Origin of the sequence: Streptomyces tateyamensis, assembly GCF_003205575.1 — a bacterium.
In the GTDB taxonomy this organism is placed as follows: Bacteria; Actinomycetota; Actinomycetes; order Streptomycetales; family Streptomycetaceae; genus Kitasatospora; species Kitasatospora tateyamensis.
Window position 1 is genome coordinate 1 of the sequence record NZ_PYBW01000169.1, and the last position, 9,765, is coordinate 9,765.

Genomic DNA, 9,765 nt, shown 5'->3' on the forward strand with positions numbered 1-9,765 from the left:
TTCCCTGCCGAACGCTCTCCCGATCTAGAGCTTCGGCGCGGAGTTGCGCGAGTTCAACGGCGAGGGTGATCACGTCCACCTGCTGGTGCACTACCCGCCGAAGGTAGCGATCTCCAAGCTGGTGAACAGTCTCAAGGGCGTCAGTTCCCGCTACCTGCGGGCCGAGTACACCGGCCGTATCAACCGGATCGGCATGGGTTCCGTGTTCTGGGCACCCTCGTACTTCGCGGGGTCCTGCGGCGGCGCACCGCTGAGCATCGTCAAGGAGTACATCGAGAACCAGCAGCGGCCCGTCTGACCGTCACCCCGGAGCCGCAGAGCACTCCGCCGCTTCGCGGCTCCGGGTCAAGGATCGCAATCCCGCCCGGCCTAAAGGCCGGGATTCCCTGCGAAGAACAAGGGATGGGGAGGGACGACGCGTCAGACCGCCCGGTTGCGGCGCTGGGCCAGCTCGTCGGCCGGATCGTGGCCGATCAGGGTCTCGCCGGTGTCAGTCCGCTCGGCGTGCAGCCGGCCCAGGACGGCCTCCAGCTCCCGCCAGACCACGCCGACCGCGATGCCGAACATGCCCTGACCGCCCTTCAGCAGGTCCACCACCTGCTGCGGAGAGGTGCACTCGTAGACCGTGGCCCCGTCGCTCATCAGGGTGAGCTGGGCGAAGTCGGCCGGCTCGGTGGACTGCAGATGGGTGACGGCCACTCGGATGTTCTGCAGCGAGACGCCCGCGTCCAGCAGCCGCTTGACGATCTTGAGCACCAGGACGTCACGGAAGCTGTACAGCCGCTGGGCGCCGGTCGGATAGGCGGTGCGCACGCTCGGCTCGAGCAGCCCCGTCCGGGCCCAGTAGTCCAGCTGCCGGTAGGTGATCCCGGCGGCCGCGCAGGCCGTCGGCCCGCGGTAGCCGAGCAGGTCGGAGGCCGGGGTGATCCGCTCGATGGCCGGCTGACCGGCCTGCACCGCGGGGAATCGCCCCACCCGGGGCACCTCCCCGGCCGGTGCGTCCCAGGCGCGCCCGACCAGCGGACGGTCGCCGCGGCGCGGGTGGAGGGCGCACGGGCCTGACACCGCCGATTCGTCGCCGCTGCTCATGCCTACCTCCGTCCGGAACTGTCGCCCGCGCCGGAATCGGAGCATCCCGGCGACAACACCTGACGGTAAGCAGTCGTCCAAGACGCGTCAACGATCGCCACGCCGAGGCAGCGAAACGACATCACTCCAATGAGCGGTTTCGCGTGCCCCTAGTCTGGGTAGGACCGAACACTTTGGCAAAACAGCTGATCGACTGCGGATCGATTTCGGCCGGAACCCACCGTTCAGTGGTGAGCACTGCGGACGGTTCCCGGGCGCGTCCCGGCCACCGGACGGAGCGACTGCCGACCCGCCCCACTACTGGGCGTTGCCGCCGAAGTCCTCCGGAGAGACCTGGTCGAGGAACTCGCGGAACTTCTCCACCTCGTCCTCCTGCTCGTCCGGGATCGCGATGCCCGCCTCGGCGAGCACCTCCTCGGCGCCGAAGATCGGCGTACCGGTGCGCAGTGCCAGCGCTATCGCGTCCGAGGGGCGGGCGCTGACCTCCACACCACCGGCGAACACCAGCTCGGCGTAGAAGACCCCCTCGCGCAGGTCGGTGATCCGTACCTCGGTCAGCGGGCGGTCCAGCGCCTCCAGCACGTCCTTGAACAGGTCGTGGGTCAGCGGGCGCACCGGAGTCATGCCCTGCTGGGCGAAGGCGATCGCGGTCGCCTCACCCGGGCCGATCCAGATCGGCAGGTAGCGGTCACCGCCCACTTCGCGCAGCAGGACGATCGGTTGGTTGGAGGGCATCTCCACCCGGACACCTACGACGTCGAGCTCATTCACAAGGCAACCCTATGGCTACTGACCGAGATAGGAAAGCGCGGCCCGAGCGCTCGGGCCCACGCGGCGGGGGCTAGTTCGGGCGCGAGCGCAGGCCGGCCTGGACCATGGTGGCGTGCAGCCGCACCGCCAGGGTGGCCAGCTCCCTGGCCGTGGTCTCGGCGTGCGCCCTGGTCTGCGGGTTGCGGTGCCGGCGCAGCGGGGCCACCACCTGGTCCACCAGGGCGACCTCGCGCTCGGCGGCGGCCTTGACCTGGCGCAGGTGGCGGGGCTGCAGCCCGTAGCGGCCGAGCTCGGCCACCAGCCGGGCGATCTGCAGGGTGTCCGCGTCGTAGCCGCCGTCCGAACCGGCCACGACCAGCCCGTACGACTCCCATTCGGCCAGGTCGCGCTCCTCGGCCCCGGCGGCGGCGAGCAGTTCGGCCCGGCCCAGCCGGACCCCGCCGACCGGCACCATGTCCAGCCCCCGGTCCGCCTCCTCGGCCGGCCCGGGTCGGGAGTCCGCAGCAGGCAGCGCGGGCGGGGCCTCGCCCCGCTCGATCGCGTCCAGGTGCTCGCGGATCACCCGCAGCGGCAGGTAGTGGTCGCGCTGCATCCGCAGCACGTAGGCCAGCCGCTCCACGTCCGTGGGGCCGAACTTGCGGTAGCCCGAGGGCGTGCGCTGCGGCTCGACCAAGCCTTCCGACTCCAGGAAACGGATCTTGGAGATCGTCACTTCGGGGAAGTCCTCGCGCAGGTACGAGAGCACCGCGCCGATGCTGAGCAGTTCCGCCCCGCGCCGCTCGGTGGCCCGCAGCTGCGGGTCGCCCGGGCGGCGGGGGGCGGTCACGATCTGATTCGAGGTCACTCGCGCTCTCCTGCCGACGTCGTGTGCGAACCCCCGCCTGCCCGGTCCCGTGCGTCAGTCCCTGCGGTGCCCCGCCCCCCGAATCCTGCTGGTGGCGCGTCAGTACCGGTGCGGCCCGGCGAAGAAGACCAGCCGGTACTTGCCGATCTGCACCTCGTCACCGTTGTTGAGCCCGACCTCGTCGATCGCCTCGCGGTTGACGTAGGTGCCGTTCAGGCTGCCCACGTCGGCCACCGAGAAGCCACCGCCCGGCTGGCGGCGGAACTCGACGTGCCGGCGCGAGACCGTGACGTCGTCCAGGAAGATGTCGCCCTGCGGGTGGCGGCCGGCCGTGGTCACGTCGGCGTCCAGCAGGAAGCGGCTGCCCGAGTTGGGACCGCGCAGCACGATCAGCAGCGCCGAGCCCGGGGGCAGCGCGTCGATCGCGGCGAGCACCTCCGGCGACAGCGCCGGGGTGGCTCCGGTGTTGGTGGCGCTCGGGTCGTAGGACTCCAGGCCGGAGATCGAGATGGTCGAGGTGGTCTCGACCGAGGTCTCCGGGACACCGGCGCGCAGCGGGGTACCGCAGTTGTTGCAGAACCGGGCGGTGCCCGGGTTCGGGTTGCCGCACCGCGGGCAGACGATCTGGCCGTGCATGTTCGCAGCCTCCTGGTGCGGCACTCCCCCTGGGACGTGCCCGGCGTAGGAATCCGGGGCCAACCCTCCACCAGAGGTTGAGGGTCCTGTCGGGAAACCTATGCGCGGCGCACCCGCCGAATCAACCGACGCGCCGTAACCGTCCCGGAAGAGCGGCCGCTCACCGGCCGGCTGGTAGCCCTCCGGCGCGCTGCGCATCCCCGGCACACCCGGCTCCTCGTCGCGGCGGTGGCGCGCGGTGGGCGCCTCCACGGCTGCCGCACGGCGGTTGTTGCGACCGAACAGTTTCGAGAACAGACTCACGGGCGAATCCCCTTGCGTGAAACAGACCCGCCCGCGGGGCAGGATGGCAGTGGTACAGCACAGTCTTGCCGACATCGTCTTCGGCATTCGCACCGGGGGCCGCCCACCAGGGCGGCTGCCCGGCGGTGCGGCCGACGGGGCGTCAGCGGAACGGGGCCCGCGCTCACTTCGCCGCCGGCGTGGCGAACTGCGCGGGGGTGGGCGCGGCCAGCGCGTCCACGGTCACCTTCTGCTGCTCCGCGATGTGGGTGGCGACCTGCTGCTTCTCCAGGGTACGCACGATGCCGCCCGGGATGTTCAGCGCCGGCGTCAGGTCCTGCGGATTGCCGATCACGGTGAACCGGTAGGGCTGCGTCACGGTCTTGCCGTCGATCAACTCGCCCCCCGAGGGCACGTCGGTGAAGAACGTGTGCGCCGCCACGCGGACATCGTTGATCTGGATCGCCTCCGCCCCGGCCGCTCGGAGTTCCTGCAGCGTGTCCAGCAGCATATCCGCCTTGACCTGCCCCTGGGGGTCTTCGACCGTGAGTACGATCCCTGGTCCGGTCGCCTTCACCGTACCCGCCAGCACGCCCAGTTCCAGCGCCTTCTGCCGGGTCTGCTCCTGGGCGTCCTTGGCCTGGTTCGAGCTGTTCTGCAGCTGGGCCAGTGACTGGTCCAGCTGCGCCTTCTCCTGCTGCAGGCGCTGCTGGCGGCTGTCCAGCTCGTCCAGGATCCGCACCAGGTCCTCCTGGCGGGCGCCGCGCAGCGCGCTGTGGTCGTTGGTCGAGCGGACCTGGATCGCCAGGCCCAGGCCCAGCGCGAACAGCAGCAGGGCCACCACCAGCTGACCGCGTGACAGCCGCGGCGGCCAGAGCGCGCTGCGCAGGCGCCGGCGGGCGTCCGCGCTCTCGGGTCGCTCGGCAGGCGCGGGCTCCTCCGCCCGGGCCGGCTCGGCAGGCGGCTCAACCTCCGCTGCCGCCGGCTCAGCCGCCTCGGGCTGCCCGGGCTCCACCGGCTCGGGCGCGGCCTCGGCAGGCGCGCCGGCCTCAGGCTGAGGCTGAGGCCGAGCTTCAGCTTCGGCGGCCGACCCGGTGTCCGGCTCGTTGCTCGGCTCGGTCGGCTCCTGCGGCTGCGGCTTCTCCTCGCTCACGGTTCTCCCCTCAGGCCCGGAAGACGTGGCGTCGGATCGCGGCGGCGTTGGAGAAGATCCGGATGCCCAGCACCACGACCACACCGGTGGACAGCTGCGAGCCGACACCCAGCTGGTCGCCCAGGAAGACGATCAGCGCCGCCACCACCACGTTGGAGAGGAAGGAGACCACGAAGACCTTGTCGTCGAAGATCCCGTCCAGCATCGCCCGCACGCCGCCGAAGACCGCGTCGAGCGCGGCCACCACGGCGATCGGCAGGTACGGCACCACGGCAGGCGGCACCGACGGCTGCACGAAGAGCCCGACGATGACACCGGCCACCAGGCCCAGTACGGCGATCACGACTTGCTTGCTCCTGTCCTGGAGGGCCTGCTCGGCGCAGGGGTGCCCGAGGTGGGCGAGGGTGACGGGCTCGCGGAAGGTGACAGTGGGGTGGACGTGGCGGGCGCCCCGGACGGTTGCGCTGACGGCGCGCCAGTTCCCGGGGTGTCCGGCAGCGGCGAGGCCAGTCGCAGCGCGAAGCCCACCGCCGCCGGCAGGCTCAGCGCGTGCTGCCCGCTCAGGTTGGCCCGGATCCCGTAGCTGTCCTGGAGCAGCTTGAGGTAGTGCCCGCCCATGCTCTCCTGGAACGCGGCCGGCAGTACCTTCTCGTCCCCGATCGCCAGCACCGTGTAGGGCGGTACCAGCGGCCGGTTGTCCACCAGGATCGCATCACCGGCGGCCCGGATCGGCGACAGCGCGGTCAGCCGCTGCCCGTTCACCGCGACCGCCTCGGCGCCGGCCTGCCACAGGCCGTTGACCACCAGTTGCAGGTCCCGGTCGCGCAGCCGGCCGCCGCTGAAGCCGCCCGAGGTGCGCGGATCGATCCCGCCGCCGGTGCCGGCGTCGGCCGGGTCGTCGATCACCAGCTTGACCCCGGGGCCGGTCACCGCGCCGGTGCCCACCGCCGCGTCCAGCGATGCCAGACCGCTGTCGACGCCGTCGTGCAGCGCCTTCTGCTGCTCGGCGTCCACCTGGGCGCGGGCCGACTCGACCTGGTGCTGCAGTTTGTCGGCGGCCGCGGTGGCGTCGGTGACCCGCTGCACCAGCGCGTCGTGCTCCTTGGCCAGCTCAGGACGCGCGTCGTGCGCGTTGACCCCACTGATCGTCACCACCACGGCGGCCATCGCCAGCCCGGCCCCCAGCAACAGCTTGCCCCGGGTCGTGGTGGGCAACCGGCGGCGCCCCACCTCGCCGCGGGCCCGGGCCGCCGCCGCATAACCCTCGTCCAGGCTCTGGTCCATCATCGTGGTCAGCAGCGTCATCGAGGCGTCCGGGCGGGAGAACCTCCCGGCCCGCTCCTTCGGTGATCGCGTCGCTGACATGCGGGACATCGTCCCACGACGCCGCGGCCCCGGGCGACCAGCCCCCGAGGGGGTGGTCGCCCGGGGCCGCCGGGTCGGGTCAGCAGGCCGCAGTCAGCCGGCCGGAGTCAGCGGGCCGGAGTCAGCGACCGGCGCCATCCACCACCGCCGCCCACTCGTCCAGCAGCCGCTGGGTGGCCTCGTCGTCGGGCCCCTCGGCCCACAGGTGGGTGGTCGCCTCACCCGGGTCCGGCAGCACCAGGCACCAGCGGCCGTCCGGCTCGACCACCCGCACCCCGTCCGTGGTGTCCAGCTGGCGGCCGCCGGCCGCCTCCACCACCGAACGCATCACCATGCCCTTGGCCGCCCACGGCGTGGCGATGTCCCGGCGCTGGATGTGCGCCTGCGGGATACGGGCGTCGATCTGGCTGAGCGTCAGCTGGGTGCGCGCGACCAGGCCGACCAGCCGGACGAAGGCCGCCGCACCGTCCAGCAGGCCGCTGAACTCCGGCACCACGTAGCCGCCGCGCCCGTCACCACCGAAGATGGTGTTCTCGGCGGCGGCCGCCTTCGCCAGGTCGTCGGGCGAGGTGGAGGTCCACCGCACCTGGGTGCCGTGGTACGCCGCCACCTGCTCGGCGATCCGCGTGGTGGTCACCGGCAGCGCCACCTGGCCGCTACGGCGCTCGGCGGCCACCAGGTCCAGCAGCACGAGCAGCGCGCGGTCGTCCTCGATCACCCGGCCCAGCTCGTCCACGAAGGAGACCCGCTCGCCGACGGTGTCGAACCGGACGCCGAAGGCCGCCCGCGAGGAGGCGACCAGCGCACCGAGCCGGGCCAGGCCGGCCCGCCGCTCCTCGGCGTCCTCGGTCGGACGGGCCTCGTCCAGGCCGCCGCTGACGGCCAGTGCCTCCACCCCGAGCCGGCCCAGGATGCTCGGCAGCACCAGCCCGGCGCTGCCGTGCGCGGTGTCCACCACGACCTTCAGCCCCGCCTCGCGGACACCGGTGGTGTCGATGTCGCGCAGCAGGTTGCCCGCGTAGGAGTCGAAGACGCTGGACGGGAAGGTCAGGTCGCCGATCTCGCCCGGGAACGCCCGGCGGAACTCCTGGCGGGCGTAGACCCGGTCCAGCTTGCGCTGCCCGGCCTGCGAGAGGTCGGCGCCGCGCTCGTCGAAGAACAGGATGTCCAGCGAGTCCGGCACCCCCGGAGTGGTGCGCAGGAAGATCCCGCCGGCACTGCCGCGGGCGGTGTGCTGCCGGGCCACCGGCATCGGCACGTTCTCCAGGTCGCGGACGTCGATCGCGCTGGTCTGCAGCGCGGAGATCATCGCCCGTTTGAGCGCTCGGGCACCACGCGAGTGGTCCCGGGCGATGGTGACGGTGGCGCCCTTCTTCAACGTGGTGGCGTAGGCGCCGGCCAGCCGGACCGCCAGCTCCGGGGTGATCTCCACGTTGAGGATCCCGGAGACCCCGCGGGCCCCGAACAGGTGCTCCTGACCCCGCGACTCCCAGATGACCGAGGTGTTGACGAACGCGCCGGCCTCGATGGTCTTGAACGGGTAGACCCGGACCGCACCCGCGATGATCGACTCCTCGCCGATCAGGCACTCGTCCCCGATCACCGCGCCGTCCTCGATCCGGGCCGCGCGCATCACGTCGGTGTTCTTGCCCACCACGCAACCGCGCAGGTTGGTCTGCGGACCGATGTAGACGTTGTCGTGGATCACCGCCTTGTGCAGGAACGCACCGCGCTTGACCACGACGTTGCTGCCCAGCACGGTGTGCTCGCGCAGCTCGACGCCCGCCTCCACCTTGGCGTAGTCGCCGATGTAGAGCGGGCCGCGCAGGATCGCCTCCGGGTCCACCTCGGCGCCCTCGGCCACCCAGACGCCCGGGGAGATCTCGAAGCCGTCCAGCTCGACGTCGACCTTGCCCTCCAGCACGTCCGCCTGGGCCTTGCCGTAGCTCTCGTGGGTGCCCACGTCCTCCCAGTAGCCCTCGGCCACGTACCCGTAGACCGGCTTGCCCTCCTTGAGCAGCTGCGGGAACACGTCGCCCGACCAGTCCACCGAGGTGCCGGCCGCCACGTAGTCGAAGACCTCCGGCTCCATCACGTAGATGCCGGTGTTCACGGTGTCCGAGAAGACCTGGCCCCAGGTCGGCTTCTCCAGGAAGCGTTCGACCCGGCCCTCGTCGTCGACGATCGTGATCCCGAACTCCAGCGGGTTCGGCACCCGGGTCAGACAGACCGTGACCAGCGCACCCTTGGCGCGGTGAAAGGCGATCAATTCAGAAAGATCGAAATCGGTGAGGGCGTCGCCCGAGATCACCAGAAAAGAGTCGTCGCGGAGTGCGTCCTCGGCGTTCTTGACACTCCCTGCGGTGCCTAGCGGAACCTCCTCGTTCGCATAGGTGAGGTTCATGCCGAGTTCCTCGCCGTCCCCGAAGTAGTTCTTCACCAGCGAGGCGAGGAACTGCACGGTGACGACGGTATCGGTGAGGCCGTGCCGCTTGAGCAGGCGCAGCACGTGCTCCATGATCGGTCGGTTCGCGACCGGCAGGAGCGGCTTCGGCATGCTCGAAGTCATCGGGCGGAGACGAGTTCCCTCGCCTCCGGCCATCACAACGGCTTTCATGGCGGATGCGTCCTCCTTCGCGGCAATGGACTCTTCGTCCATCAAACCGTTTCAGGACACATCTACCCGGTTGAAATGATCCGACGCGCGGACGGACGGGTGGGCTGGGCCACGCTCAGGGGGTCGGCGCGGCCACCGTGCCGCGGACGATCTGCCGCACCTGGACCGCGTACAGCAGGCCGGCCCACCAGTAGAGCACCGTCCCCCACCAGATGAACGCCCAACTGACCACCTCGGCGGTCTGGTGGAACCAGCCCTGCCCCTGGCCCAGCAGCAGAAGTGGAAAGGCGTACATCAGGTTGAAGGTCGCGGCCTTGCCCAGAAAACTGACGTTGAGCGGACCGTAACCGCGCCGGTTCAGAATCGGCAGCAGCCCGGCGAGGAACACCTCGCGCGCCAGCAGGATGGCGGTCAGCCACCAGGGCAGGATCTGTCGCCAGGTGAGGCCCAGCAGCGTGGAGAGTACGTAGAGCCGGTCCGCCAGCGGATCGAGGATCTGGCCCAGCCGGCTGATCTGCCCCCAGCGCCTGGCCAGTTTCCCGTCCAGGTAGTCGCTGACCCCGCTCGCCGCCAGGATCAGCAGCGCCCAGCCGTCGTTGTTCGGGCCGTCGAACTTCGGCCACAGAATGAGCCAGAGGAAGACCGGCACCCCGACCAACCGCGCCATGCTCAGCAGGTTCGGGATGGTGAGGACGCGGTCGGTCTGCACGCGCGTCTCCTGGACCTCCACCGTGGGGGCCTCCTCTGTCATGCGGATCTGCCGGGTCCGTCCTGGCGGCCCCGACTTTACCCAACCCCGAAGCCGAACGCGAAGAAGCCCCTACCGGTAAACGGTAGGGGCTTCTTCTGAAAGATTGTTCGGCGGCGTCCTACTCTCCCACAGGGTCCCCCCTGCAGTACCATCGGCGCTGTAAGGCTTAGCTTCCGGGTTCGGAACGTAACCGGGCGTTTCCCTCACGCTATGACCACCGAAACACTATGAAACTGTCGACCGCACCCACCCCCGAC

9 protein-coding genes, 1 rRNA gene and 1 pseudogene are annotated in these 9,765 nt (G+C 70.8%); 1 reads left to right on the top strand and 10 read right to left on the bottom strand.

The features are described from left to right. Nucleotides 1–31 precede the first annotated feature (31 nt). Nucleotides 32–298, top strand: a pseudogene (gene tnpA / locus C7C46_RS31080) (IS200/IS605 family transposase); the annotation flags it as partial. Between the two features lie 122 nt (nucleotides 299–420). Here the strand turns inward: tnpA and C7C46_RS31085 are convergent. The 10 genes from C7C46_RS31085 to rrf all read right to left on the bottom strand — a co-directional run bounded on the left by C7C46_RS31085 (nucleotide 421) and on the right by rrf (nucleotide 9,730). Further along, nucleotides 421–1,089 carry a MerR family transcriptional regulator gene (locus tag C7C46_RS31085; protein WP_110673268.1) on the bottom strand — a complete coding sequence of 223 codons (669 nt, stop codon included), beginning with the start codon at nucleotides 1,087–1,089 and terminating at the stop codon, nucleotides 421–423. 297 nt (nucleotides 1,090–1,386) lie between these two features. Next, nucleotides 1,387–1,860 (bottom strand): bifunctional nuclease family protein, encoded by a 474-nt coding sequence (locus C7C46_RS31090; RefSeq protein ID WP_110673269.1) that lies wholly within the window; start codon nucleotides 1,858–1,860, stop codon nucleotides 1,387–1,389. Between the two features lie 70 nt (nucleotides 1,861–1,930). Further along, nucleotides 1,931–2,653 (bottom strand): transcriptional regulator FtsR, encoded by a 723-nt coding sequence (gene ftsR, locus C7C46_RS31095; RefSeq protein ID WP_110673275.1) that lies wholly within the window; start codon nucleotides 2,651–2,653, stop codon nucleotides 1,931–1,933. A 150-nt stretch (nucleotides 2,654–2,803) separates the two neighbouring features. Then, the gene (locus tag C7C46_RS37775) at nucleotides 2,804–3,340 is read right to left on the bottom strand and encodes an FHA domain-containing protein (RefSeq protein ID WP_425470153.1); all 537 of its coding nucleotides are present in this window, start codon (nucleotides 3,338–3,340) and stop codon (nucleotides 2,804–2,806) included. A gap of 466 nt (nucleotides 3,341–3,806) precedes the next feature. Next, on the bottom strand, nucleotides 3,807–4,775 hold the full coding sequence (locus C7C46_RS31110; protein ID WP_110673270.1) for a DUF881 domain-containing protein: 969 nt from the start codon (nucleotides 4,773–4,775) through the stop codon (nucleotides 3,807–3,809). Between the two features lie 10 nt (nucleotides 4,776–4,785). Continuing rightward, nucleotides 4,786–5,118: a small basic family protein gene (locus tag C7C46_RS31115; protein WP_110673271.1), complete on the bottom strand. Its 333-nt coding sequence runs from the start codon at nucleotides 5,116–5,118 to the stop codon at nucleotides 4,786–4,788. Continuing rightward, nucleotides 5,115–6,140, bottom strand: coding sequence for a DUF881 domain-containing protein (locus C7C46_RS31120; RefSeq protein ID WP_245985233.1), 1,026 nt, complete (start codon nucleotides 6,138–6,140; stop codon nucleotides 5,115–5,117). The genes C7C46_RS31115 and C7C46_RS31120 overlap by 4 nt, the downstream gene beginning before the upstream one ends. A gap of 121 nt (nucleotides 6,141–6,261) precedes the next feature. Then, on the bottom strand, nucleotides 6,262–8,757 hold the full coding sequence (locus C7C46_RS31125; protein ID WP_110673273.1) for a mannose-1-phosphate guanyltransferase: 2,496 nt from the start codon (nucleotides 8,755–8,757) through the stop codon (nucleotides 6,262–6,264). A 115-nt stretch (nucleotides 8,758–8,872) separates the two neighbouring features. After that, the gene (clsA, locus tag C7C46_RS31130; RefSeq protein ID WP_110673274.1) at nucleotides 8,873–9,487 is read right to left on the bottom strand and encodes a cardiolipin synthase ClsA; all 615 of its coding nucleotides are present in this window, start codon (nucleotides 9,485–9,487) and stop codon (nucleotides 8,873–8,875) included. Nucleotides 9,488–9,613: 126 nt separating this feature from the next. Further along, a 5S ribosomal RNA gene (gene rrf / locus C7C46_RS31135) occupies nucleotides 9,614–9,730 on the bottom strand. Between the last annotated feature and the right edge of the window lie 35 nt (nucleotides 9,731–9,765).